General features: G+C 63.0%; 26 protein-coding genes and 1 riboswitch. Of the genes, 6 read left to right on the forward strand and 20 right to left on the reverse strand.

Going from position 1 to position 22,916, the window contains the following annotated elements; translation table 11 throughout:
- The first annotated feature begins 476 nt into the window (after positions 1 to 476).
- Positions 477 to 1,373 (forward strand): RNA polymerase sigma factor RpoH, encoded by an 897-nt coding sequence (rpoH, locus tag ACO08C_RS05005; protein ID WP_421788019.1) that lies wholly within the window; start codon positions 477 to 479, stop codon positions 1,371 to 1,373.
- Between the two features lie 61 nt (positions 1,374 to 1,434).
- Positions 1,435 to 2,436, forward strand: a complete 1,002-nt coding sequence (locus tag ACO08C_RS05010; RefSeq protein WP_421788020.1) for a DUF481 domain-containing protein — start codon at positions 1,435 to 1,437, stop codon at positions 2,434 to 2,436.
- On the opposite strand, the gene ACO08C_RS05015 is transcribed toward ACO08C_RS05010, so the two are convergent.
- Both ACO08C_RS05015 and ACO08C_RS05020 read right to left on the reverse strand, forming a co-directional pair.
- On the reverse strand, positions 2,433 to 3,083 hold the full coding sequence (locus ACO08C_RS05015) for a lysoplasmalogenase (RefSeq protein ID WP_421788022.1): 651 nt from the start codon (positions 3,081 to 3,083) through the stop codon (positions 2,433 to 2,435). The two genes, ACO08C_RS05010 and ACO08C_RS05015, sit on opposite strands and share 4 nt — an antisense overlap.
- Positions 3,080 to 4,375 (reverse strand): trypsin-like serine peptidase, encoded by a 1,296-nt coding sequence (locus tag ACO08C_RS05020; protein ID WP_421788024.1) that lies wholly within the window; start codon positions 4,373 to 4,375, stop codon positions 3,080 to 3,082. The genes ACO08C_RS05015 and ACO08C_RS05020 overlap by 4 nt, the downstream gene beginning before the upstream one ends.
- 166 nt (positions 4,376 to 4,541) lie before the next feature.
- On the opposite strand from ACO08C_RS05020, the gene ACO08C_RS05025 reads away from it, so the two are divergent.
- A complete protein-coding gene (locus ACO08C_RS05025) occupies positions 4,542 to 5,000 on the forward strand; it encodes a hypothetical protein (RefSeq protein ID WP_421788025.1) in 459 nt (152 codons plus the stop codon).
- Here the strand turns inward: ACO08C_RS05025 and ACO08C_RS05030 are convergent.
- The 8 genes from ACO08C_RS05030 to ACO08C_RS05065 all read right to left on the reverse strand — a co-directional run bounded on the left by ACO08C_RS05030 (position 4,997) and on the right by ACO08C_RS05065 (position 10,893).
- The gene (locus ACO08C_RS05030; protein ID WP_421788027.1) at positions 4,997 to 5,809 is read right to left on the reverse strand and encodes a PhzF family phenazine biosynthesis protein; all 813 of its coding nucleotides are present in this window, start codon (positions 5,807 to 5,809) and stop codon (positions 4,997 to 4,999) included. The genes ACO08C_RS05025 and ACO08C_RS05030 overlap by 4 nt on opposite strands.
- Positions 5,810 to 5,921: 112 nt before the next feature.
- Positions 5,922 to 6,413: a DUF1254 domain-containing protein gene (locus ACO08C_RS05035; RefSeq protein WP_421788029.1), complete on the reverse strand. Its 492-nt coding sequence runs from the start codon at positions 6,411 to 6,413 to the stop codon at positions 5,922 to 5,924.
- A complete protein-coding gene (locus ACO08C_RS05040) occupies positions 6,410 to 7,024 on the reverse strand; it encodes a DUF1214 domain-containing protein (RefSeq protein WP_421788030.1) in 615 nt (204 codons plus the stop codon). Before ACO08C_RS05040 ends, ACO08C_RS05035 begins: the two co-directional genes overlap by 4 nt.
- Complete coding sequence (locus tag ACO08C_RS05045; protein ID WP_421788032.1) at positions 7,012 to 7,875, reverse strand: thioredoxin family protein; 864 nt, start codon at positions 7,873 to 7,875, stop codon at positions 7,012 to 7,014. Before ACO08C_RS05045 ends, ACO08C_RS05040 begins: the two co-directional genes overlap by 13 nt.
- Before the next feature lie 121 nt (positions 7,876 to 7,996).
- The gene (locus ACO08C_RS05050) at positions 7,997 to 8,164 is read right to left on the reverse strand and encodes a CsbD family protein (RefSeq protein WP_421788033.1); all 168 of its coding nucleotides are present in this window, start codon (positions 8,162 to 8,164) and stop codon (positions 7,997 to 7,999) included.
- Positions 8,165 to 8,215: 51 nt separating this feature from the next.
- The gene (locus tag ACO08C_RS05055) at positions 8,216 to 9,478 is read right to left on the reverse strand and encodes an MFS transporter (RefSeq protein WP_421788035.1); all 1,263 of its coding nucleotides are present in this window, start codon (positions 9,476 to 9,478) and stop codon (positions 8,216 to 8,218) included.
- Positions 9,479 to 9,505: 27 nt separating this feature from the next.
- On the reverse strand, positions 9,506 to 10,168 hold the full coding sequence (locus ACO08C_RS05060; protein WP_421788036.1) for a glutathione S-transferase family protein: 663 nt from the start codon (positions 10,166 to 10,168) through the stop codon (positions 9,506 to 9,508).
- Between the two features lie 236 nt (positions 10,169 to 10,404).
- Positions 10,405 to 10,893 (reverse strand): hypothetical protein, encoded by a 489-nt coding sequence (locus tag ACO08C_RS05065; protein WP_421788038.1) that lies wholly within the window; start codon positions 10,891 to 10,893, stop codon positions 10,405 to 10,407.
- Positions 10,894 to 11,340: 447 nt separating this feature from the next.
- On the opposite strand from ACO08C_RS05065, the gene ACO08C_RS05070 reads away from it, so the two are divergent.
- The gene (locus ACO08C_RS05070) at positions 11,341 to 12,174 is read left to right on the forward strand and encodes a DNA-methyltransferase (protein WP_421788039.1); all 834 of its coding nucleotides are present in this window, start codon (positions 11,341 to 11,343) and stop codon (positions 12,172 to 12,174) included.
- A 555-nt stretch (positions 12,175 to 12,729) separates the two neighbouring features.
- Here the strand turns inward: ACO08C_RS05070 and ACO08C_RS05075 are convergent.
- From ACO08C_RS05075 to ACO08C_RS05095, 5 genes are all read right to left on the reverse strand, one after another.
- Positions 12,730 to 13,104, reverse strand: a complete 375-nt coding sequence (locus ACO08C_RS05075) for an endonuclease domain-containing protein (protein ID WP_421788041.1) — start codon at positions 13,102 to 13,104, stop codon at positions 12,730 to 12,732.
- Between the two features lie 52 nt (positions 13,105 to 13,156).
- Positions 13,157 to 15,136 carry a phosphomethylpyrimidine synthase ThiC gene (gene thiC / locus ACO08C_RS05080; protein WP_421788043.1) on the reverse strand — a complete coding sequence of 660 codons (1,980 nt, stop codon included), beginning with the start codon at positions 15,134 to 15,136 and terminating at the stop codon, positions 13,157 to 13,159.
- 20 nt (positions 15,137 to 15,156) lie between these two features.
- Positions 15,157 to 15,639: a VOC family protein gene (locus ACO08C_RS05085; RefSeq protein WP_421788045.1), complete on the reverse strand. Its 483-nt coding sequence runs from the start codon at positions 15,637 to 15,639 to the stop codon at positions 15,157 to 15,159.
- The gene (locus ACO08C_RS05090) at positions 15,640 to 16,101 is read right to left on the reverse strand and encodes a hypothetical protein (protein WP_421788047.1); all 462 of its coding nucleotides are present in this window, start codon (positions 16,099 to 16,101) and stop codon (positions 15,640 to 15,642) included.
- Positions 16,098 to 16,463, reverse strand: coding sequence for an MmcQ/YjbR family DNA-binding protein (locus ACO08C_RS05095; RefSeq protein WP_421788049.1), 366 nt, complete (start codon positions 16,461 to 16,463; stop codon positions 16,098 to 16,100). The genes ACO08C_RS05090 and ACO08C_RS05095 overlap by 4 nt, the downstream gene beginning before the upstream one ends.
- Positions 16,462 to 16,563, reverse strand: a riboswitch (TPP riboswitch). (Overlaps the previous gene by 2 nt.)
- Before the next feature lie 92 nt (positions 16,564 to 16,655).
- Here ACO08C_RS05095 and ACO08C_RS05100 point away from each other — a divergent pair.
- Positions 16,656 to 17,255 (forward strand): hypothetical protein, encoded by a 600-nt coding sequence (locus ACO08C_RS05100; protein ID WP_421788051.1) that lies wholly within the window; start codon positions 16,656 to 16,658, stop codon positions 17,253 to 17,255.
- Here ACO08C_RS05100 and ACO08C_RS05105 read toward each other — a convergent pair.
- On the reverse strand, positions 17,252 to 17,878 hold the full coding sequence (locus ACO08C_RS05105) for a hypothetical protein (protein WP_421788053.1): 627 nt from the start codon (positions 17,876 to 17,878) through the stop codon (positions 17,252 to 17,254). The genes ACO08C_RS05100 and ACO08C_RS05105 overlap by 4 nt on opposite strands.
- A gap of 108 nt (positions 17,879 to 17,986) precedes the next feature.
- On the opposite strand from ACO08C_RS05105, the gene ACO08C_RS05110 reads away from it, so the two are divergent.
- The gene (locus ACO08C_RS05110; protein WP_421788055.1) at positions 17,987 to 18,529 is read left to right on the forward strand and encodes a TetR/AcrR family transcriptional regulator; all 543 of its coding nucleotides are present in this window, start codon (positions 17,987 to 17,989) and stop codon (positions 18,527 to 18,529) included.
- A gap of 23 nt (positions 18,530 to 18,552) precedes the next feature.
- Here ACO08C_RS05110 and ACO08C_RS05115 read toward each other — a convergent pair whose 3' ends face one another.
- The 4 genes from ACO08C_RS05115 to ACO08C_RS05130 all read right to left on the reverse strand — a co-directional run bounded on the left by ACO08C_RS05115 (position 18,553) and on the right by ACO08C_RS05130 (position 22,908).
- Complete coding sequence (locus ACO08C_RS05115; protein WP_421788057.1) at positions 18,553 to 19,068, reverse strand: hypothetical protein; 516 nt, start codon at positions 19,066 to 19,068, stop codon at positions 18,553 to 18,555.
- 15 nt (positions 19,069 to 19,083) lie between these two features.
- Entirely contained in the window at positions 19,084 to 20,607 is a 1,524-nt protein-coding gene (locus tag ACO08C_RS05120; RefSeq protein ID WP_421788059.1) for a serine hydrolase domain-containing protein, read from the reverse strand.
- An 81-nt stretch (positions 20,608 to 20,688) separates the two neighbouring features.
- Complete coding sequence (locus ACO08C_RS05125) at positions 20,689 to 21,438, reverse strand: helix-turn-helix domain-containing protein (RefSeq protein ID WP_421788061.1); 750 nt, start codon at positions 21,436 to 21,438, stop codon at positions 20,689 to 20,691.
- A 66-nt stretch (positions 21,439 to 21,504) separates the two neighbouring features.
- The gene (locus tag ACO08C_RS05130; protein ID WP_421788063.1) at positions 21,505 to 22,908 is read right to left on the reverse strand and encodes a radical SAM protein; all 1,404 of its coding nucleotides are present in this window, start codon (positions 22,906 to 22,908) and stop codon (positions 21,505 to 21,507) included.
- Positions 22,909 to 22,916 lie beyond the last annotated feature (8 nt).

The raw sequence follows: 22,916 nt of genomic DNA on the forward strand, positions 1-22,916 counted from the left end.
GATCATCTTATTGGCGCAAATCCTGGTTCCTATTCGTTACTCCGGGGCGTGCTGAAGGCACGAACCCGGGACCCATGCCGTGACTTTCAAGCTCCGGAATGGGTCCCGGATCGCCGCTTCGCGCCGTCCGGGATGACGAGAGTGTTGAATCTACAAGTCTGCCACCGCCCCCTCCGACTTGATCGGAGGGTCTCGTTTGAGGTGAGGTCCTCCGGTCAAGCCGGAGGATGACGGAGTGTTTAATTCGATTTCGTCCACCCCTTCCCTCCCCTTGATGGGGAGGGGAAAGATCGTCCTCATGCGCCAATAAATTGCTGGCGATTTGTCCGCCTACCGGACCGGCACAGACGCCCTAGAATGAAACAATCGGACACAGTTCGCGTTTGCTACACTGCCTTCACTTCGCCGTGATGCCCTAGTAATGGGAAGGGGCTCTTCCTAACTAGTCCGCAGCCAAGGAGACCAGGGGACGGACAATGGCCAACGCACTGACCCTATCGCTGACACCCGAGGACGGGCTGAACCGGTATCTCACGGAGATCCGGAAATTCCCCATGCTCGAAAAGGACGAGGAATTCATGCTCGCCAAAAGCTGGCGGGAGCATGAGGATACGGGCGCGGCCGAAAAGCTGGTCACGTCCCACCTCCGCCTGGTGGCCAAGATTGCCATGGGCTATCGCGGCTATGGCTTGCCGATCGCCGAGGTGATCTCGGAAGGCAATGTGGGTCTGATGCAGGCCGTCAAGAAATTCGACCCGGACAAGGGCTTCCGCCTCGCGACCTATGCGATGTGGTGGATCCGCGCCTCGATCCAGGAATACATTCTGCGGTCCTGGTCTCTCGTGAAAATGGGCACCACGGCGGCCCAGAAGAAGCTGTTCTTCAATCTGCGGCGCATGAAATCGAAGATGCAGGCGCTCGATGAAGGCGATCTGCGGCCCGAACAGGTCGAGGAAATCGCCACCAAGCTGGGCGTGACGGATGATGATGTCATCTCGATGAATCGCCGCCTGTCCGGCCCGGATGCCTCGCTGAACGCGCCTTTGAAGGCGTCGGAGGGCGAAAGCCAGTGGCAGGACTGGCTGGAGGATGAGGATGCCGCCAACCAGGAAGAAGACCTCGCAGAATCGGACGAGTTCGGCCAGCGCATGACGCTGTTGCAGAATGCGATGGAGGATCTCAATGAGCGCGAGCGGCATATCATCCAGGAGCGCAAGCTGACCGATGAGCCGAAAACGCTCGAGGAGCTGGCCGAGGTCTATGGCGTTAGCCGCGAGCGGATCCGGCAGATCGAGGTGCGGGCGTTCGAAAAGCTGCAACAAGCCATGAAAAAGGCGGCCGCCGAACAGGGTCTCATCCCAGAGACGGCGTGAGCCGGGTCGACACGTCCCCGGCAGCACACTAGGTCTCACTCCGAATTCCGGAGTGAGACCCATGATTTTTCGCGTTTTTATCGTTCTGATGGCAATCGGCCTCAGTGCGCCCGCCTTCGGGCAGGCGCTGTCGGAAGACTATCGCCGATTGTTGGCCGAGGCCGCCGCCACGCAGGGCGATGAAGGCTTTGCCGAGACCGTCGACCTCATTGCCCGCGTCTCGCCCGGCGGCGCGCCGGCTGTGCTCAATGTGCTGGCTGAGATCGCGCCGGAGCGGCTGACGCTCGCCGAAAACCGTTTCATCGCCGCCGATGTCGGCGTGCCGAACCAGCTCGCCGATCGCGGCCCCGAGGCGCCTGATCCGCAGCCGGACACGGAGATGGCCGAGATCGAAGCCGATGGCGGTTATGGTTTCCTGCCGCCGCTCTCGGGCTGGTCGGGCCGCTTGTCGGCCGGCTTGCGCGTCGATAGCGGCAATTCAGATCAACAGGACTACTCGCTCGGGCTCGAAGTCGAGCGCGAGCTGGCCGAGTGGGGTTTTGAGGGCGGCATTGACTATGCCTATTCGGAATCCGGCGGTATCGCCTCGCGCGACCAGCTGTCGGTCGATGCCCGCGGCGAACGCGACATTGGCAACCGGTGGAGCGTTTTCCTCGGCGGCGAATACGATCAGGACCAACTTTCCAGCTATGACTTCACGGCGTTTGTGAGCGCCGGCGCCGCTTACCGGCCGCGTCTGCCTGAATCGATGGAGTGGGTGCTGCGCGCCGGTCCGGGTATCCGTTATGTCTCACCGATCGCCGGCGAAGCGGAAAGCCAGTTCGCGGTCGATCTCGGCTCGGATTTCGAATGGCAGATCACCGATACCAGCCGGTTTGCCTCGGAAACCACGCTGCTGATAGCGGAATCCTCGCGCGCCGAGCAGAAATTCGCCTTCATCACGGCATTGAGCGAAGCGTGGGCGGTTGAAGCCTCGTGGCGCTATCGCCACGAGTTCGAGCCGCTGCCCGGCTTTGAGGAAGGCGATTCACGCTTCGACATTTCGATCGTCCGGGAGTTCTAAAGCCGTTCGCGCACCAGTCCCAGCGTCAGGCAGAATTGTGCGATCACATAGGTGATCCAGACGGCCGGGCCGCGCCAGGCGGGATCATAATCGCGGAACAAATCGAGCGCGATCAGGCTGTCTGACGCCACAAACAACAAGGCTCCAATGACGGCGAGCCAAGGCGCGCGCGACAGCACGGCCAGGATCGCCATGGCCAGAATGATGGCATTGTAGACGCTGGCGGGAATGCGCAGATCGCCCATGCCGGGTTGAAGCCAGACCAGCATTGCAATGCCGAAAGCCGCCAGCAGCGCGGCCAACACATAGCCCGAAGGGCCGCGCATTCGGCGGCGACGCAGATTGCGCAGGAAAATCCAGCCATAGAGAATGTGCGCCGTTCCGAAGGCGAAAATGCCAAGCGTTAAGCGCGCGGGCTCAAGCGCCAGCATGGCATCGCCGATCGCCGACGCCGCTAGTGCCATGGCGAGCAGAAAGGCCTGGCGGCGAGCCGCGTAGACGGCCAGCAGGAGTATGCCGGACGCCTTGAGCGCAACGACCGCCGGGTATTCGATTGGCAATCCGTATCCCGTCAGCAAATAGAGCAATGCGAGGACGCCGGCAGCACCCAGCAGGATCCATCCGGATTTCTGTTCTGTATCGGTCATTTGATCGGCGAGCCCGGAGACGTGCCCGCGCCCGGCTTGACCGGGCCGCTGGCGCCACCGCGTCGTAATTGGCCCAGCTCGCCATCGCGAAAGCGCTGATAATAGGGCACCCATTCTTCGGCGCGGGCGGCGATGTAAAGATAGGGACCGTCGGGATTGCGCCGGAAGTTCGAGTCGGTTGCGACGACGAAATATTCGCCATTCTCGCGGATCATGAAGGGCGAGCCGGAATCCCCGCGTGTCGTGTCGCATTCGTGCGCCATCGTATTGTCGCGGTAAATCGTCACCATATTGCAGCCAATATTGCCGGAGAGGTGATCCCCCGTATCGTGGCTATAGCCCGCCTGATAGAGGTCTGCGCGCAAAGCAGCGCGCTCGCCCGTCTCCTCAACGAGCGCGCGAATCCCGACAAAGCCGATCTCGTCGCCTAGCGGCCGGTCGATGCGCAGCAGGGCCCAGTCCGTGCCGTCGATATCATTGGTCGTCCTGTAGCGCTGATAATCCCAGTCCGGCGACATGAAATAGTCCACCACCCGTGCCGAGCGTGGCCCGCCCGGCAGGGCATACCCGGTCTGGAAAGTGCCAGCGGCGTTCACCGATCCCTCTTCCGCGATGCAATGGCCGGCGGTGACCAGAATGTCCGGCCCGATCAGTGTCGCCGTGCAGGCGCCACCTGCATCGAAATCGATCTGGCCGATGACGACCCAGGGAAATTCCGCCGTATCGAGAAACACGCGGTCGTCATAGCCGAAATAGTGATCGTAGATGGTGAGTGGCCGTTCGCGGCCAATACAATCCGACCGGTCCGTCCGGCGGGCACAACTGCCGTCGCCGCCATGCCCGGCTTCCTGACAAACGCCATCGAAAGCGGTTTCGCAGCTGTCGGTCTGAAAGCGGAGCCGCACCAGATCTCCGCAATCAGTGGCATCGGTCCCCTGGACACAGGCGCCGGTGCCAAGCCCCGGCTCGTCGCACTCATTGTCGTTGGCCCACTGGCAACTATCGTCCTCGGCGCCGGTCAGGATGCGCCAACAATCCGAATAGTCGGTATTGATCGCGCAGGCCCCGGTGCCATAGCGCGGATCGTCGCATTCATTGTCATTGGCCCAGCGGCAGGAATCGTCGCCGCGGAACTCGGCGGGCACTTGCGGGGCCTGCGTCATGCCCGGCTTGACCTGGACGATCCGCATCCAGCTCTCGATGTCGCGGGACGACAGACGTTCGGCATCATCCTGTGCCGCGGCCGGCAGTCCGATCGCCAGGACAGCCAAAATAGAGACAAGTATCCGCATATCGTTCCCCGACTGACCCGTTCCCTGAAAACATCAGCGTAACCGCAGAGCGGAAAGCGGTCCATGCGCCAAAACGTGCCGCAGCCTGAACCCTCCGTTCAACTGCCATACAGCTGGGCTGGGCTAACTCTTGGTTCGTGTCAGGGACGTCGCATCAGGAGGCTTGATGATGAAAAGCTTTGCAAAACTGATTTCGGCCGCGGGTTTTTTCTCACTCGCAGCCCTTGCTGCGCCGGCCGCCATGGCGGGCACATGGCATCTGGATGCCGCGTCCTGTCCAGACCTTCGTGAAGACCGCCGCGACGCGCGCTATGACCAGGGCCGCCTGGACCGCCGCGAAGACTGGCGCGACCGCCGTGTGATCGACTGCCCGCCCCGGTCCTGGACCTATATTGCCGACCGCTATGAGCGCCTGCATGGCTTGCAGCGCGGAACGGGTGCCCGCCGCGGAACACCAGGCATTGTCTACACCAATCGCTTCGGCGAGTTCTGGCGCGTCAATCGCCGCGGGCACGCGGTTCCGATCGATGTCATCGTGCACTATGAACGCGGCTATGGCCGTTGGGATCGGCCGTATCATTACGGCCGCGGATATAGCCCTCGCCTGCGCCGCTTTCACTATTAAAGGCGGATTTCGCCAGCCATGAACACGGCGGCCCGTCCCGACAGGATGACGCGGTCGCCGGCTGGCTCAACTTCCAGCGCCCCTGGCCGTGGTCCGATCTGACGGGCCGTCAGCCGGGGGCGTTGCAGTTTTTCGGCCCAGTACGGCGCGAGCGTGCAATGCGCCGATCCCGTCACCGGGTCTTCGGTCACACCCGAAGCCGGCGCAAAGAAGCGTGAGACAAAGTCCGCCGACTTGCCCTTCGCGGTGACAATGACGTTGGTGAAGGCGCTCGCCAGCAGGCCGTGTTCGGGGCGCAATTGCGCGATCGTGGCCTCATCCTCAAACACCATCATCTGATAGTTCGCGCCGTGAACGCGGCTGATATCCAGCGTCTCGAGCGGCATTCCCGCGCCGAGGGCCTCGACAACAATCGGATCGGGCTCGCCGGGTTTGTAATCGACACGCGGCAGATCCATCGCGAATTGCCCGTTGCCGTCGCGTGAGACCCTGAGTTCGCCGGACCGTGTCGAAAAGACCGCGTCTTGACCGGAAACCAGGCCGCGTTCGAACAGGAGCGCACCGGAGGCGAAGGTCGCGTGCCCGCACAGATCCACTTCGATTGACGGTGTGAACCAGCGGAGATCCCAGCGATCCTTGCCGTTGGGAATCAGAAAGGCGGTCTCAGACAGGTTATTGGATTGGGCGATTCCGCGAAGGATGCTGTCCGGCCGAAACTCGCCCATCAAGCAAACACCGGCCGGATTGCCGGTGAACGGCGTATCGCCGTCGGGGAAGACGTGAAGCTCGGCGTAGGGAATAGGGGGCATGGGATGGAAATCTTAAACGCAATACCGATGGGTTCACCGCTGTCTGACCGGATTCCCGGCCGCTTTCAATCGGGACCGGGAGGAGGCGCCGGTCGCGCCGGCCCCACGGTCGTCAGACCGGTTCACATACATCGCGTGCGCGGCGAACGGCATCGGCCGCCGCGATGCGGTCGGCATCCGGCGCCAGGCGGCGGATAAGGGCGATGCCGGTTTGGCCGCCGAGATCGACTTCGCCATCCGCACCGTCGGCGACGACAATTTCGATATCGCCGGATGTCTGGCGGTCGTTGCGTGCGAAAATGTTGTCGGTATTGGAGGCAAACAGGGACAATGAAGTGAAATCACCCCAATCTGCCGCCTGGACGCGGACCGGGCCTTCCGACACGTCCAACAGGCAGACAGAATAAAGCAAATCCGGCGACGGGCGCACCACGCGGCGGCTGGTTTCATCGGTTGGCGGCACGTGCAACCAGCTGTTGGTTTCACCGCCCGCCGCTTCCAGGCGCGACATGGCCGTGTCCATCGCGAAACGCGGCAGATACCAGACCGTGGCGGCATGAACCGCGGTGGCGATGACTGAAAAGACGAGCAAGATGCGGATCATGGCGTAGCCTCGCCACGGCAGCCGAGCCGGATGACGGTGGGGACGTCCAATGCCGTCTCGGGGGTTTCCAGGACAGCGCTGTCGGCCATGTAGAGCCGGTAAAGCAGGTCGAAACGCCCAGCCTCGCGGCTCGATATCCACTGCGATCCATCGCCGGGATTGTCGCTCTGAATGGTTGCACGCCACTTACCGTCACCGGCGAAGACCGCCCGCGAAGCATCAATCGAATGTGCGGCATCGTCGTTGCGGGCCAGGAAATAGTCGTCGGCATAGAGTGTCACCGACCACCAGCGGGCAGCGGGCGCGCGCCCCTCAAGCACATAGGCACAGTCTTCCCGCAAGGCTTCGCCGTCATCGTCAGTCGCGCGGAGAAAATAGGCCGCCTCTTCACGGCGCAAGCCGAGCAATCCACGGCGGGCGACATAGGCCCGCATATAAGGTCCTGCCGCCGGCGATCCGATGGCCGGATCGCTCGTCCACCCGTTGATCTCGATAGCGCGGAACAGGCCCGGCGGATCCAGAGGCGTCCAGCCGGTCAGCCAGAGCGCCGAGCCGAAACCGGTCAGCACGGCAAGGAGAAGTGTCGCGATCCAGCGGATCACAGCGTCCACCCCTCCGCTTCCCACGGCAGGTCGAGATCCGAGTAGTCCGGAAAGTCGAGCGTGAGCTCGGGCTGTACCGCGTCGAGCCTGCCGGCGCCTTCGGGCGACAAGGAGATTTCATTGTCGAGCATGGCATCGCGGACCGCGTTGCGCGCCTGTGCATAAAGTTCGGATCGGTCGCGCCGCATGCGGCCGCGATGATCTTCGATCGCATTCCAAGCGGTGGCGTAAGCGGCCGTTTCGCCCTCGATCGGCGTTTCCCGCGCATCACGGGCGTTCTGCCAGTCCTGAAGGGCGGTGTAGGCGCGTGTCAGCCGCGCGCCTTCGTGCGCCTCCCAAGCTTCAATCTCTTCTACCAGTTCGGCGTAGGCGTTTGTGTTTTCGACCACCCCGCCGCCGGGCGTCGAGAAGGAGAATTGCCGGAAATAGCGGACAACTTCGGCATGGTCGCGTGAATAAGCGGTATGCCAGGAATGCATGGTGTCGCGATTGACCAGACCCAGTTCGGGATCGACGATCAGCACAGTGGGGGTGCCGTAGATTGTCGGCACACCGTAATCGCCGGCGATGTCGAGATTGCGATGGCGCCAACCGACATCGATCCAGACAACCTCGTAATGCTGGTCCAGAACGGCGCGGAGATCGTCCTGCTGGAAATGGTTCGCGAGCCCGCGGCTGTCATGACACCAATTCGCCCCGAAAACGAGAACGACGCGACCCTCACCGGCAGCGGCGCGGCCCAGCGCAGCGTCCACTTCGGCGCGGGCATCGGCGTCGGACACGAAGGGTTCGGGGTGATCGTCGTCGGCATGGACCGCGGGCAGGATCAACAGCCATAAGGCAAACAGGGTTCGTAACATGAGCGGCCTCGTTTCGGATCGCTGCGAACGCTAGCAAAGCGAGGCGGGCCTGCCTATTCACGCGACATCACAAAAAGCCCCGCACGATGGCGGGGCTTTCAGTTTTGATTGCGGGCTTGGACTATTTCTTCTTTCTGGTCGCCTTGTCGATGTCCTGCTGGGCCTTGCCGGCACTTTCCTGTGCCTTGCCTTCCAGCTTCTTTCCATCGTCATCGGTGAGAACGCCCTTCACCTGCTTGGCCTTGCCGGCGATCTCGTTCTTCAGCCCGTCTTTCTTCAGGTCAGACATGTCTTTTCCTTTGGGTTGCCTGCCTAATCAACGCGCGGACGCCGGGATTGTTCAGCCGGTTTCACCGGCTGCCGGCTGTTTTTTTCGGACCAGGAACAGGACCAGCCCCATGGCGCAGAACAGCGCCGCGACCATGAAGGGTGCACCCGGAAACCGGATGCCGAGCGCGCCCGTTTCGAAGGCAAAAAAGAGCTGGGTGAAGATGAGCGGGCTCAAAATCAGCACGACTCCGCCGAGCGCTGCGAGGCCACCCTGCAACTCGCCCTGCTCGTCCGCGCTGACGCGTTCGGTCATGATTTTCTGCAGTGCGGGCGGGACGATGCTGGTAAACAGAGCAAAGGCAATCACGGCATAGACCTGCCAGCCGGCCGTCGCGAAGGCGAGCGCAATGAAGGCGAGAATCTCGACCGTCAGGGCCATCCAGATGGCGCGGCGTTCCCCCAGCCGCGGCAGAATGTATGGCACCATGACGACCTGGCTAACCGCATAGATGATGCCGTAGAAGGCCAGCGAAGCGCCGATCTCGGCCTCGCTCCAGCCAAATTTGGCGATCGCCGTGTAAGACCAGACCGCCGGATAAACAAAGCCGGCGAGATTGATGAAGAAGTAGACGCCGATCGTGACGCCGAGATTTTCGATGCGGAACAGGCGGGTCAGCGTGCCGACCGGATTGGACCGCCGCCAGGAAAAAGCCCGCCGGTTTTCCGCCTTTAGCGATTCCGGCACGGCCAGGAAACCGAACAGAGCGTTGATACCGGCCAGCGCCGCAGCCGCGAAGAAGGGCGTGCGCGGGCTCAACTCGCCCAGAAGACCGCCCAGGGCCGGGCCGAGCACGAAGCCCACGCCCATGGCCGCTCCGATCCAGCCGAAACGCGCGGCGCGCCTTTCGACGGGCGTGATGTCGGTCATGTAGGCGGTCGCTGTGGAATGCGTCGCGGCGAAGATGCCCGACAAGAGCCGCGCTCCGAAGAACACCCAGAGTGCGTGGGCCAGGCCCATCAAGAGGAAATCGAGCGCCAGCGCCGTCAGCGACATCAGCAAGACCGGCCGCCGGCCAAAGCGATCGGACAGGCCGCCCAGCACGGGCGAGCAAAGGAATTGCGCCAGGGCGAAGACGAAGGTCGCCAGCCCGCCCCAGCGCGCCGCCTCACCGATCCCCTCGCCCGTCAGCTGCATGATCAGGCTGGGCAGGACCGGCATGATCAGCGCGAAGGCGAGCGCATCGATCAGCACCGTGCCGATGATGAAAAACGATGCCGCGCGCGGGCGCACGGGCACCGCGGCTTCGGGCACAGGTGTCGCCGCGTCGCTCACGCAGTGGTATCCGGCCGGAATTCCCTGTTACGCATAGGCATAGGGACCGCCCTTTTCGAGCGCGCGCTGATAGGCCGGCCGCGCATGGATGCGCTTCAGGAAGTCCGCAATCGCGGCGCGTTCTCCGGCGCCGGCCCGTGCCGCCGCGGCTTCGAGCGGAAAGCTCATCATGATGTCAGCGAGCGAGAGCTGACTGCCGGCAAACCAGCCCGTTGTCTGCAAATGCGCCTCCCAGTAATCGACATGCTCTTTCACCCGTGGGTCGACAAAGGCTTGCATCGCCTTCGCGGCTACCCCCTTCACCAAGGGCCGCATTAGCGCCGACGCGCCGAGCGGCAGGCGGGTAAAGACCAGTTTCAGCAGGAGCGGGTTCATCGCCGAACCCTCGGCATAGTGCAGCCAGTAGGTGACATCGCGGGCCGCCTGCGTACCGGCTTCCGGCATCATTTCCCCGGCGCCATGCGTGTCGCGGATGTATTCGAAAATGGCACCCGTTTCGGCAATGGTGACGTCGCCCTCGGCGATCACCGGCGACTTGCCCAGCGGATGGATGTCATAGAGCGCTTTCGGCGCGAGCAGGGTCTCGGGATCGCGCTCATAACGTTTCACCTCATAGTCGAGCCCGAGCTCTTCAAGGAGCCAGAGGACGCGTTGCGAACGGGAATTCTCAAGGTGGTGAACAGTGATCATCGGCTGGTTCCGGCGGTATTCCACCGCGCTCCTTTAAAATTCTTCGAAAAATGAAATTTCGTCTCCTACTACGACTACTACTACGACGGCTTTGGCGCGCGCGACAACGCTCAATACCGCCACGACGTCCGACGGGGGGACGCAGTATACCGGCCAGAGGCACTGCGCGGATTACCCCGGCGCCGGCCCGGCCTTCTGATTGTCATCGCGGACAGGCCAGAGACGGATCTGCCAGGCTAGAGCCAGTCCTCGAGCGCCAGCACCATGAAGCTGAGCGTTGCGGACGCCAAAGCGAAGATGAGGGCAAGAATGTAAAGGCCGGCCGTGCCTAGCCCCAGTGCGAGCCAGACGATCAGCCCCATGCCGAGACCCGAACAGGTCCAGGGCACAAAGGTTCGCAGCACGCCGGCCTGTCGGCGATCCTCAGCGTTCATCCGGAGATGATGCCAGACCCCCTCGCCGACCATCAGCCCGCCGATTGGCAGTATGATCAGCGCCGCCCACTGCCAGACCTGCCCGGATTCGAGCCCCAGCGCGTTCAGGACCAGGGGCAGCAGGGCGCCGAAAATGACCAGGAAGCCGGAATGCATGATAGCCCGCGCGCGCAGGCCGCGGGGCGCCGAGAGGCGGCCATCCTTGCTGACATAAACCAGCACAATGGCCAGAAATCCCGCAAAAACCGCCCCCAGCTGGCTGATGCCGATCAGCAGGTTTTCGTAAGGCAAGGCCACCTCCCGAGCCGGTGGGTAGCACGATACAGGAGCTGGAGGATTTGTCTTGCGTGACGTGACAGGCGGCAGGAAAGCGGTTTGAGCAAGGTGGGCAATATTGGTTTTATTCGTCGTCATCCCGGACAGACGTCCGTCTGATCCGGGACCCAATCCGGATCGTTTGAGTCACGGGATGGGTCCCGGGTTCACGCCTGCGGCGCGCCCCGGGATGACGAGCTGTATTTTACCTCATGGTGAGGCGCTTTCCGCCAGGAAAGTCTCGAACCCCGCAGGGCAAATGGCATCCGGTCATTGGAGGCCCGCTGGCGCTCGCATCCCAAGATGCGGTGTTCGATGCCAGAGCTGGTTTCGCCGTCTGGCGAGGTGCCAGCCGACGGCGGGTATCGAACGCCGCGCCCGAAAGCCGCGAATCGTCTAGGATCAGGGGCAGGGAGAGAGGCCATGCCCGATACGGTCACGCTCGCCGGCCGGGAGCCCGCCAGCCGCACCTTCGATAACGCGCTGTGGGAGGGCGATTGCCTGGCCCTGATGCCGCAGATTCCGGACGGCGCCGTGGATCTCGTCCTCTGCGATCTGCCCTATGGCACGACACAGAACCGCTGGGATTCGGTGATCGATCTCGATCGGCTGTGGGCGGAATACCGGCGCGTCCTCAAACCCGGCGGCACCGTGGTTTTGACCGCGCAAGGCGTGTTCACGGCGCGGCTGATCACCTCAAACGAGGCCGGGTTCCGCTACAAGATGGTGTGGGAAAAGTCGAAGGCGACGAATTTTCTCAATGCGCGCCGGCAACCGCTGCGCAAGCATGAGGACATCTGCGTCTTCTATGAGGCGCCCGGCACGTATAATCCGCAGATGCAGCCCGGCGCGCCCTATGACAAGGGTGTGCGCAAGGACCAGTCGACCGGCTGTTACGGCGAGTTCGAGCCCGCCCGCGTGCACAGCAAGGGCGGCCGCCATCCCACCGACATCGTCTATTTCAAGACCGCCGAGAGCGAAGCCGAGCGCGCCGTCTGGCATCCGACGCAGAAGCCGGTGGCGCTCGGTCGCTATCTGGTGCGGACCTTCTCCCATCCCGGCGATCTGGTGCTCGACAATGCGTTCGGCAGCGGCAGTTTTCTGGTGGCCGCTGCACTGGAAGGACGGCGCTTTCTCGGCATTGAGCGCAATGAGGAGGTGCACCTCTTCAAGAATGAACGCGTGGACTATGTCGCGCTGGCGGCGGACCGGCTGGCGAAGGCGGGGGTTGAGGCGGCGGTTGTACGGGGTGGGTGAATTGCCAGCCTTACCTATTCCGTCATCCCGGGGCGCGCCGCCGGGGCGAACCCGGGACCCATGCCGCATCGTCTAAGGTCCGGAATGGGTCCCGGATCGGGCTCTCGCCCGTCCGAGGTGACGAGATAATTTTTACCTCATGGTGAGGTGCTGGCCGCAGGCCAGCCTCGAACCACGCAGGGTAGGTGGCTTCCGATCCTTCGAGGCTCACTCCATTCGCACCTCAGGATGAGGTGGTCGGGTGGCAAATCGCGTTCCGGAATGGGTCCCGAATCGGGCTCGCGCCCGTCCGGGATGACGAGCTTGTATTCAGCGAGGGCGGATGAACCCCTCACCCTCGAAGTCCGTCCGCTAGCGCGGACGCATTCTTCCTCCCTCTCCCCTTTTGAAGGGGAGAGGGAAGGGCTGTGAAATCGCGTAGCGATGAGAAGTCCGGGTGAGGGGTTATTCCGCCGGCTTCGCCGTTTGCCGTTCAGATGAACATCCTCGTCCCTCTCCGCGAAGACGCACCTAATTCCCTCTCCCCTTTGAAAGGGGAGAGGGAGAGAAAGCGGATCACTGATCCGGTTTCGAAAGTGAGGGGTTGATTTCCAGATAGCGGATGGCTTCGAGAATAGACTCTGCCACGCCATCGATATTCGTCAGGATTTCACGGTTCCAGAATCGCTGGACCTGCCAGCCTTCAGTTTCGAGCCATGCGGTGCGGGCCTCATCGTAAGCTTCCCGATCCGCATGCTGGCCACCGTCGGCTTCGATAATCAGCTTCAGCTCAAGACACGCAAAATCGGCAATGAAACGACCTATCGGCACCTGCCGTTTGAACTTGCGTCCGGCCAGGTTGCGATTGCGCAGCAGGTACCAGAGCTTGCCTTCGGCATCCGTCTGATCGCGCCTCAATCTGCGGGCGTTATCGCGGCGGGGATGTCTCACCCCCTCACCCTACCCTCTCCCCCTCAAGAGGGGAGAGGGAATTTGATCGTATCTATTTTCCAGGCTTGTCCTCGCTTAGATAAAGCTCACCACCCTTCTCCTGAAACTCCTTCGCCTTCTCCGCCATGCCCTGCTCGGCGGAGACATCGTTCGGCGCCCGGGCCGAGCCGAATTCATCCCTAATCTCTTGAGTAATCTTCATCGAGCAGAATTTCGGTCCGCACATGGAGCAGAAATGCGCCACCTTGTGGGCTTCTTTCGGCAAGGTCTGGTCGTGGAAATCGCGCGCGGTTTCCGGGTCGAGGCCGAGATTGAACTGGTCCTCCCAGCGAAACTCAAAGCGCGCCCGGCTTAGCGCATCGTCGCGCAGCTTGGCGGCCGGATGGCCCTTGGCGAGGTCGGCAGCGTGAGCGGCGATCTTGTAGGTGACGACACCGACCTTCACGTCGTCGCGGTCAGGCAGGCCGAGATGTTCTTTCGGCGTGACATAGCAAAGCATGGCGGTGCCGAACCAGCCAATCATCGCGGCGCCAATGCCCGAGGTGATGTGGTCATAGCCCGGCGCAATGTCCGTGGTGAGCGGGCCGAGCGTGTAGAAGGGCGCCTCGCCGCAGGTCTCCAGCTGCTTGTCCATATTGGCCTTGATCTTGTGCATGGCGACATGGCCCGGCCCCTCGATCATCACCTGGCAGCCCTTGTCCCAGGCCACCTTGGTGAGCTCGCCCAGCGTTTCCAGCTCGGCGAATTGCGCGCGGTCATTGGCATCGGCGATCGAGCCGGGGCGCAGACCATCGCCCAGCGAAAACGAGACGTCATAGGCGCGCATGATCTCGCAGATCTCTTCGAAGCGCTCGTAGAGGAAGCTCTCCTTGTGGTGGGCGAGACACCATTTCGCCATGATCGAGCCGCCGCGCGAAACGATGCCGGTGACCCGGTCGGCGGTCAGCGGCACGTAAGGCAGGCGCACGCCAGCATGTATGGTGAAATAATCCACCCCCTGCTCGGCCTGTTCGATCAGCGTGTCGGCGAAAATGTCGAAGGTGAGGTCCTCGGCAATGCCGCCGACCTTTTCCAGCGCCTGATAGATCGGCACGGTGCCGATCGGCACGGGCGAATTGCGCAAAATCCATTCGCGCGTGTTGTGGATGTTCTTGCCGGTGGAGAGATCCATCACCGTGTCGCCGCCCCAGCGGATCGCCCAGACCATCTTGTCGACCTCTTCCTCGACCGAGGAAGCGACAGCGGAATTGCCGATATTGGCGTTGATCTTCACCAGGAAATTGCGGCCGATGACCATCGGCTCAAGCTCCGGGTGATTGATATTGGCCGGGATGATGGCGCGGCCGCGGGCGATCTCGTCGCGGACGAATTCCGGGGTGACAAATTCGGGGATGGCGGCGCCGAAGCTCTCGCCCTCGGCGATAGAGGCGGCGGCGTTCTCCAGCGCCTGACAGCGGCCGACATTCTCGCGCTCGGCGGCGTAGATCATCTCGTCCGTGATGATGCCGGCGCGGGCGAATTCCAGTTGTGTCACGGGCTGTTTCCCCCCACCGCCTCGCTGCCGCTCGGCACCTCCCCCGTGAACGGGGGAGGAAACCGGGTCGGCGCCTTTTCTCCCCCCGCTCGCGGGGGGAGTGTCGCGAAGCGGCGAGGGGGGGATGGCGCGCATCGGCCGGTGCCGCACCGGAAATTCCCGCGCCAGGTATTTTCCCGTCGCCCCGCCATTATCCAGCGGGGTCGGTACGCGGCCGTCATAGGCCTCGACGCCGCCGCGCTTGAGAATGCCCTCGGTGCGCCAGCGCGGCAGACCCGCCTCGACATCGATGGACGCGTCCGGGTCGGAATACGGCCCGGACGTGTCATAGACGCGGACCGGCGGTTCCATCGCGGTCGGGTGCAATTCGATCTCGCGATGCGGGACTTTGAGATGCGGGGCCGCTTCGGGCGCAGTGTAGACGCGGCGCGAGCCCGGCAGCGGGCCGGTGGTGACTTCAGGCGTTTCAAAGGCGTTCTGGTGGGTCGGCTTGTTCATGGGTTTTCTTTCTACTCGGATTAATCGCCGAAGATCTGGATCATGTTCCCTTCGGGGTCGCGGACCGCAAAAGTGCGCAGCCCGAGGGCATCAGGCGTTCTGACAATGGGGTGAACGATGTCGGCGCCGGACGATTGCAGCGCGGCAAACACGGCGTCGATATCCGCAACGATCAGGCCGGACTTGAAAATGCCGGTGGTCCGGTGCGCCGCGCGAAATCCGGCTTCGGCGGCGTGGCGGTCAATGGCATCCTGACGCTGCTGGAGCTCGACGATCAGATTGCCGGCACGCAGCAACCTCACCTCGCCATCAGGTGGAGGGCGCTCCGCAGACACGATGGTTTGCATATCGAAATGCCGCTCATACCAGTCAGCGGTGATCTCGATATCCGCCACGGATAGCGCCATGAATCCACCCGTGGCCGGCCGGCTCTGGTGGGTGACCGAACAAGCGGCTGTTAAAAGCGCGGCCAATGCGGCGAGAACGGGCGAGGTTTTGATCATCTAGCCCACATCGCGCACGGCCCAGCGGACATTCGGGCTCAACAGGGTGACGCCGCCCTCTTCCAGCACGCCGACCTCCATGCGGTAGAGCGCCTCGACGCCGCGGCGTTCGTCCTCGTCGGCGTCATAGTTCGGCGCGGTCAGGCTCAAGGTGCAGTCATATCCGCCGTCGACGCCCGGCAACTCCGTGCAGTTGGCGACGGCCGCGATATCGTCCAGCGTCGGCGGCACATGCCAGTAGGCGCGCGCGGTGTCCGGGGCCGGCTCGCCCGTCGACCAGTCGGACGGGATGACGGTGTTGGCCTCTTCGATCAGGGCTGCGTGCAGCGCTTCCGGAGCGATCATCGCGACCTCATCGTCGAGCGCCCCGGTGCCCGTCTCGCCGGACGGGCTGCAGGCGGCAAGAATCACGGCGACAGCGAACGCCACCGGAAACGCGCGCATGGCGGTCGTGTGCATCATTCTGCCAATCCCAATTCCTTCTGGAGTTTCTTTGTCAGGCCCGCGCCGACAATGCGATAGCTTTCGGCGAGATAATCCCTGAGGTCAGCGTCCGACAGCGTTTCATCGCTTGTGCGCTGGATCCATTTCATGCCGCGCGAGGCGAGATAGGGCGCCGGCCGGCAGCCCGGCTGTTCGCCCAGGATTTCAAAGGAGAGGTCGGACGTCTTGAACGACACGCAGAAGGCGTCCTCGCTTTCGTTCCAGCCCCCGACGGTGAAAATCTTGCCGCCGATCTTCCAGACACTGGCATTGCCCCACTGCACGACATGCGTCGTGTGCGGCAGCGATCCGCAAAATGAGTCGAATTCGTCGCGCGTCATCGCGTCTGGGCTCCATCCCGCCGCCGGCATGATCCGGATCCGGTGATCGGGGTAAAATCTCAGCCCTGCCAAGCGCTGCAGGACACCCCCTGGATGAGGGAACCATCGCAGCAGACGGGATGCGATGCAAGCCTTTCCCGGTTGTGGTCAGCAACTTCGCAGGCCATTTCACTCGGGGAGAAGGGGATCGGAATGGCTGGCCGCGACTATCAACCGCTCGACTACAACGAAACAAATCTCAGGCGCGTGAAAGCCCCGCCGCCCGACCTGGTCGATCCCAATGATCCGGCGCAGACCATCAATGCGTGGGAGTTCGATCTGAGGCGGCGTGAGAGCGCCCGTTTCGGCGTCCGCCCAATCGCCATCCTGTCGATCGTCGGGGCCGTGGCGGTCGGCGTGACCGGTATCCAGTCGCTGGCCAGCGGAATCATGATGATCATGGGCGCGATGCCGCAGGAGGCCATCGAGGCGGCCGGCCTGCCGTCGGGGCAGCGCCTGATCGCCGGCGCGGTCGTGAGCCTCATGCAGACCGCCCTGTTCGTCTACATCGCCGTCGGCAGCCTGATGAAATCGCGGATCGCGGCGATGTACGGGTTCTTCGCGATAGCTTTGCTGATCCTGACCCAGATCACCGCGATCATGGGTATTCACGGCGGGATCGGCCTCATGTCCGTGTTGTTCTCGGTCGCCTATGCGCTGTCGGTCCCGATCGCAGTGGAAGCGACGCACAATCTGCACAAGATGAACGTGCTCGGCGTTGACGCGTTGCCGGCGGAAGAACCGGCCGGCTAGGTCCGGACAAGCTGAACGCCGACGGTCGCAGTGAACACGGCCTGCGCCGTGTAGACCAGTGGCGCCCCGTGAATGTCCATTGCGATCAGGCCCGTCATCAGGGCGATCCAGGGCACGGCGCCGGCGATCAAGGCCAGCGCTGCGAGGACCGGGCGGCGCGGCGCCGATGCCAGCCCATCAGCGGCCCAGAGTATGAAGGCGATGGAGGTTGCGGCGACCGCCAGCTCGGCGAGCACACGATTGGTGACCATGGTGAGCACGAACAGGTCGCGCGCGGCTACATGATCGACATTGGCGGCCAGCCGCGCGGTCAGAAATCCACTGATGACGGCGGCACCGATATGACCGATGAGGCTGATCGCATAGGCCAAGAGGGCGGCCGACGGCAAATAGCTGAAACCGCGCCGCGCCGTGTGGACACACAGTCCCAGGAAGATCGCGGCGAGGAACAGCATCATTCCGGCATGCACGCCGCTGGTCATGTTCAGCCCGCCCCCGCCATGGCCGGTCGGGTGATGGAAGATGAAGACCACCGTCAAGACGGAGGCAATCACCATGACATAGCCCGCCACACGGTTCTGGTCGGCGAAGCGGGCGGCGGGCGGCGAGGGTATGTCCGACATGTGTGATCCCTTTTCGGTTCGGCGGCACATTCGCCAGTGACGCCGGATCGCTTCCGGATTGAACAGAAAGCCGCTATTGAAAGTCCGGAACCGGACATGGAGAAGTGATTGTCCGAAAACGTCGACAGGCGCGAAGACCGGCGCGTCCGCAAAACACGCCGTGCGATCGTGCGGGCTTTTTCGAAGCTCGCCCTCTCCCGGCCTTATAGAAGCATCAGGGTTGCCGACATTGTCGCGGAAGCCGATGTCGGCCGCTCGACCTTTTACGAGCACTATTCCGGACGGGACGCCGTACATCTCGACGCGCTGCGCGGACCGATCAGCATCCTCGCCGTCACTGTCGACAGGGACCCCGACCTGCAGAAGCTGACCTATCTGATCGGCCATTACTGGGATTACCGCGCATTGGCCCGCAACACGTTCGCGGGCCCGCAGCGGCGCAAGGTCTTGTCGCTGCTGACCGAATTGATTTCATCGCGCCTGCCGGCGGACCTCCGGCACCGGGAACTCCTGGCGCGTCAGCTTGCCGAGGGTCAGGCGGGGCTGATCCGGTCCTGGGTCAGCGGCGAGATCAGCGCCAGCGCGGAAGAGATTGCCCGGCATTTCTGCGCGACCGCGCACGCCATGCTGGCGGCCGCCGAGCGGGACTGATCCCGCCGGCGCCGCAATCCCGTTCAGAACGGCTTGATATTGCGGGCGCGGGCCCGGACCGATGCCGAAGCGTCGTCGCTTGCTCGTTCGAGGGCGGCGGCGGCACGCGGCCGGACCGGGCTGAATTCCCGGCCCAGGGCGCAAAGCGCATGAAGGGACCAGGCGCGGAGAAAGGGCCGTTTGTGGTTGAGCAGCGGCTGGAGCCAGTCCGCAAGCCGGCGGGCGCCGGCGTCATTCAATGTCAGCGATTCCGCGAACTGGCAGATATGCAATTGCGCCGACCATTCCGAGATCCGATCCAGCCGGTCGAGGATATCCGCTGTCTCTGCAGAGGACAGTTCCTGTCCTTTTTCCATGGCCGATTTCAGCAACCAGGTGGCGCCTGATTGCACCATGGGTTCCGCATCATCGACGAGGCCGATGAGGGTGGATATGTATTCCGGCTCGCCTGAAAAGCGCGCTTCGGCCTCACCGACAATGGTGGTGGCGCGCCCGTCAATCCTGGCGAGCGCGCCGCGGAGATCCTGCGACAATGTCATGCATCAGGCTATAATTTATCGCTCGGCGCGGGTGAACACCGTGTCGTTCCATTCGAAGGACAGGATGGACCCATCGTCATTCCGCGTGAACGTAAACGCATCGGCCCCGTCAAAGGGATGGCTCTGGCCGCCGAACAGGTCCGGCCGCGCCGGGCGCAGGGTCGAGCGGTAATCGCCCAGGCGGAATTCGAGCGCGTCTTCCAGCGCCACCACTTCAATGGGCACCGGCAAGTCTTCCACGTCGTAACGTCCCGCATACTCGGCGAGTTCGGCCCGTGTCGGCGTCCATTGCCATCCGCCCCAGCGGTCCTCGGCATTGCGTTCAGCGATCATTCCACGCCGGCGCTCGAGCAGCATTGCCGAGCGTTCCGAATAGAAGCGCTCGCGAACCTCCGCCATGCGATCGGCGTCTTCATGGTCGGCGAGGAATTGCAGGAACATGCGCACGACGGTCTGGGTCCACCAGCCGGTCATGTTGTCGGAGTTCGAGAAGGCCGCGATGCCAACACCGGCATCGCGCGAGAAGGCCATGATGGTCCGCGCGCCGACATAGCCGCCACCGTGAATGTGGACCTCGAAACCCTGATATTCGCAAACGCTCCAGCCGAGCGCATAGCCCGAGCACGACATTTCATAGGCATTGTTGCCGTCCTCCTGGCCGGTCGCGACATAGGATGTCTGTACGGCGTTCAGGACCGCGTCTGAAAGTCCGGCAGAACCGGCTTCCCCGCGCAGTTGCAACTGCAACCAGGCCGCCATGTCGGCGGGCGAGGTTACCAGGCCGCCCGCGGACTGCATCATGCCGTCGGTTTTCGGGCGGATCGTTAACCAGCCCTCTTCGTCGCCCATCCAGATATGGTTCCAGGACATATCAGAGAGCGCGAAGTCCGACGTCCGCGCGGAGGTTTGATCCAGTCCGAGCGGGTCGAACAGGACCTCATCGAGCCAATCCTGCCAGGAACGCCCGGTCGCGATCTCGAGGATCGCGCCATAGACATTGTAGCCCAGATTGTCATAGCGGAATCCGGCGTCCCGCGGCTCGGAGAATTGTGAAATCAGCCCGGCATAGTCGGCCGGATCGACGGTCATCGCATAGGCTTCGAGAAAGGTGATCGTTCCGTTCTCAAAAGGCACCTGATGGGTCAGCAGATCGCGCAGCGCATATTGCGACGGGTCGACCGCTTCGGGCCATTCCGCATCCGGCAGGTACGTATCGATCGCGGTGTCGAGCGGCAGGATGCCGCGCTCGTCGAGGACGGCCGCGAGAAGGCCCATATAGGCTTTGGTCTGCGACGCGATATAGATCGGCGTGTCTTGCGTCAGCGGTGCGCCCGTATTGGCGTTGCGAACCCCCTCAATCCGGTTGATCAGGATGTCGTCCGCGGTCACCACGGTCACGGCAAAGCCCGGTCCCACGGCACCAGAGAAGCGGTCGAGATAGGCTTCCATCCGCTCGGTGGCGGACGGAATATCCTGCGCGAGCGCGATTGGGGCGGACATGCAGGACAGCGCTGCGGCAAGGGCGAAAACTGGTTTCACGTCAAAAACTCCCGGCGAATGTGAATTCCTATCGGGTGAAACTAGCTGCGGATCGGACCGCCGGATTGAACGGATTTAACCTCAGGCGGCGAGGAGGCGGCTGAGCCGTGCGGGCGTGATCCCCGTCTCGCGCCGCATGGTCCGGATGAAATGGCTCTGGTCGGCAAAGCCGGCGCAGACTGCCGCATGGGCGGCGGGCTCACCGGCGACCAGGGCTTTTACCGCCCGGCTCATCCGGCAGCGCAAGGCAAAAACGCTCGGCGGCGTTCCGTACCATTTCCGGAATCCACGTGAGAGATGGGCCCGGTGAATACCGATCGTCCGCGCCGCCGCATCAAGATCGACGCTGTCACCGCTCAACAGCCGGTCGCGCAATTCCCGCGCCCAGGGCGGCGGGTGACGGTCCAGCGCTTGGCGGTCGGCCATCAAGGCCACAAGATCGCGGGCGCATTGGCCGATGATGTCCCGTTCACCGGAGGACAGGACGATACGGCGCGCCAGGTCCAGCTCGGCCGGGGTTGCGGCCTGCCAGTGCCAGCCGGGACAGTTTCGAAGACCGTTCTCGGCGATATTGACTGACAGGATCAGCGCGCCGGTCTCGTCATACCGGTTTTCGTGCTCGAAACCGGCCGGCTTGAAGCCGATTTGTGCCGTCTGGTTGTCGGCAGAGCGCGCATCGCCGGTTTCGCGGAACGATCCGGACATCAGCACCGACACCTGACCGAGCTCGTGGCGGTGGGCGGACATGATTTCACCCGGCGCGTACCAGCAAAGCCGGACACTCATGTCCGGCGCGTCGAGAAGAATTCGCTTGCGATCCGACAATGGCATGCCCTCTGTTCAGCATTGTGATGCCGTCAAAGGGCATGCCGGATGATTAAATGTTGGACAGTTGGATCAGACGACTTGCCGCGGCGGCGCCGCCGCTTCGCCCGGATCTATAGCATCGATGCTGTCGCGCAGATGTACGAGGCGGAGAACATCCGGAAGATTGTAGCGTAAGGGCGTGCAATGGCCGGGGCCGTCGACGGGGCGCTTGTCAGCCTCCCATGGACATCCGCCCTTGCAGAGCGGCTGAACATCGCAGGTCGCACACTCCGCGTGCGTGAACGGGTCATAGTCTTTCCAGAAGCGGTCGCGCTCCTCGCGGACGGCATTCTGCGCGAGACTTCCGTCCTGATTCAGGCGCGCATAAGCCTCACCCTCCGGCAAGGCTGTCTCGTTCCAGCAGCGGAACACCAGCCCGCCCGGCGAGATCACGGCGCCGCCGGGCGCATCCGCCACGCACAAGCTGCCCGCATACCGCCGTGGCAGGTCCAGCGAAGGGCGCACACCGCGCCGGATCATGAGGTTGAGGAGCTGGACTTCTGCAGCGGCGAACTCCTTGCGGGAGAGCATGGTGTCGTCGAGATCACCGCATTCATCGGTATAGTCCACGACATGGCCGAAATAGGGATGGACGAAACCGGCCAGCCCCTCCTTGACCACCAGGTCGATCAACTCCGGGATCCGATTGACGTTTTCACGGTCGAGATTGATCCGCAGGCTGACGGTGATGCGTCCATCGATCCGTTTCAGATTGTCCAGAATCTTGCCGAAGGTCGGCTTGCCGGCGCTGGTGAAACGTCGGCCATCATGGATGTCGGCGGGGCCATCCAATGTGATCTGCGCCCCCGTGAAACCGGGCCGAGACGCGAAATAGGCGATCTTCTCTTCGTTGAGCAATGATCCGTTGGTGATGATGAACTGGGTATAGTCCGATCCTCTTTCATCGCAGAGGGCCTGGAGCTCTTCGTCAAGCGATCGGAGTTGCTTGAATGCGGCCAGTGGCTCGCCCCCGAACCAGGTCACGCTAAGCGGCGCACCCGGCTCAAGCCGGTCGGCCACATAGGCCAGCAGCGCCGCGCTGTCCTCGTCAGAGAGGTGGCGTTTCGGATGTTCCTCGAAGCAATAGGAGCAGACGAAATTACAGCTGACCGTCGGCGCGATGGTCAGGCTGAGCCCTTTCTCCGATGTTCGCGTTTCAAAATATCCCTCGCGGATCTTCGCGCGTTCGTCGCGATCGGCCGCGACCAGAAAACCGGCTTCCGCCAGGCGCTGCAACTCCTCGGCTTCGCCACATTCAGGCTGATCGAGAAGCCGGGCAATGCCTTCAAATTCCTCGGTCTCAACCGCAGCAAACGCGCCCGATACGCTGTTGTACATGAGGACGATGCCGTCGAACGCCGACGGCACGAAGATGTTGAACTGCGACGCGGCTAGCTGCCGGCCGTCAATTCGGGAAGCCGCTCCGTCTGGCATGCGGCGCG

The sequence above is a fragment of the Hyphobacterium sp. genome, from assembly GCF_965229905.1.
Taxonomy (GTDB): domain Bacteria; phylum Pseudomonadota; class Alphaproteobacteria; order Caulobacterales; family Maricaulaceae; genus Hyphobacterium.

What these genes read in the sequence shown, in the direction of transcription:
- ACO08C_RS05035 (WP_421788029.1), bottom strand. Translation starts at nt 6,413, where the DNA reads ATGATCCGCATCTTGCTCGTCTTTTCAGTCATCGCCACCGCGGTTCAT.
- ACO08C_RS05060 (WP_421788036.1), bottom strand. Translation starts at nt 10,168, where the DNA reads ATGATCACTGTTCACCACCTTGAGAATTCCCGTTCGCAACGCGTCCTC.
- ACO08C_RS05050 (WP_421788033.1), bottom strand. Translation starts at nt 8,164, where the DNA reads ATGTCTGACCTGAAGAAAGACGGGCTGAAGAACGAGATCGCCGGCAAG.
- ACO08C_RS05100 (WP_421788051.1), top strand. Translation starts at nt 16,656, where the DNA reads ATGGCTGGCCGCGACTATCAACCGCTCGACTACAACGAAACAAATCTC.
- ACO08C_RS05020 (WP_421788024.1), bottom strand. Translation starts at nt 4,375, where the DNA reads ATGCGGATACTTGTCTCTATTTTGGCTGTCCTGGCGATCGGACTGCCG.
- ACO08C_RS05130 (WP_421788063.1), bottom strand. Translation starts at nt 22,908, where the DNA reads ATGCCAGACGGAGCGGCTTCCCGAATTGACGGCCGGCAGCTAGCCGCG.
- ACO08C_RS05070 (WP_421788039.1), top strand. Translation starts at nt 11,341, where the DNA reads ATGCCCGATACGGTCACGCTCGCCGGCCGGGAGCCCGCCAGCCGCACC.
- ACO08C_RS05115 (WP_421788057.1), bottom strand. Translation starts at nt 19,068, where the DNA reads ATGACATTGTCGCAGGATCTCCGCGGCGCGCTCGCCAGGATTGACGGG.
- ACO08C_RS05095 (WP_421788049.1), bottom strand. Translation starts at nt 16,463, where the DNA reads ATGACGCGCGACGAATTCGACTCATTTTGCGGATCGCTGCCGCACACG.
- rpoH (WP_421788019.1), top strand. Translation starts at nt 477, where the DNA reads ATGGCCAACGCACTGACCCTATCGCTGACACCCGAGGACGGGCTGAAC.
- ACO08C_RS05085 (WP_421788045.1), bottom strand. Translation starts at nt 15,639, where the DNA reads ATGATCAAAACCTCGCCCGTTCTCGCCGCATTGGCCGCGCTTTTAACA.
- ACO08C_RS05030 (WP_421788027.1), bottom strand. Translation starts at nt 5,809, where the DNA reads ATGCCCCCTATTCCCTACGCCGAGCTTCACGTCTTCCCCGACGGCGAT.
- thiC (WP_421788043.1), bottom strand. Translation starts at nt 15,136, where the DNA reads ATGAACAAGCCGACCCACCAGAACGCCTTTGAAACGCCTGAAGTCACC.
- ACO08C_RS05125 (WP_421788061.1), bottom strand. Translation starts at nt 21,438, where the DNA reads ATGCCATTGTCGGATCGCAAGCGAATTCTTCTCGACGCGCCGGACATG.
- ACO08C_RS05105 (WP_421788053.1), bottom strand. Translation starts at nt 17,878, where the DNA reads ATGTCGGACATACCCTCGCCGCCCGCCGCCCGCTTCGCCGACCAGAAC.
- ACO08C_RS05025 (WP_421788025.1), top strand. Translation starts at nt 4,542, where the DNA reads ATGATGAAAAGCTTTGCAAAACTGATTTCGGCCGCGGGTTTTTTCTCA.
- ACO08C_RS05015 (WP_421788022.1), bottom strand. Translation starts at nt 3,083, where the DNA reads ATGACCGATACAGAACAGAAATCCGGATGGATCCTGCTGGGTGCTGCC.
- ACO08C_RS05045 (WP_421788032.1), bottom strand. Translation starts at nt 7,875, where the DNA reads ATGTTACGAACCCTGTTTGCCTTATGGCTGTTGATCCTGCCCGCGGTC.
- ACO08C_RS05090 (WP_421788047.1), bottom strand. Translation starts at nt 16,101, where the DNA reads ATGATGCACACGACCGCCATGCGCGCGTTTCCGGTGGCGTTCGCTGTC.
- ACO08C_RS05010 (WP_421788020.1), top strand. Translation starts at nt 1,435, where the DNA reads ATGATTTTTCGCGTTTTTATCGTTCTGATGGCAATCGGCCTCAGTGCG.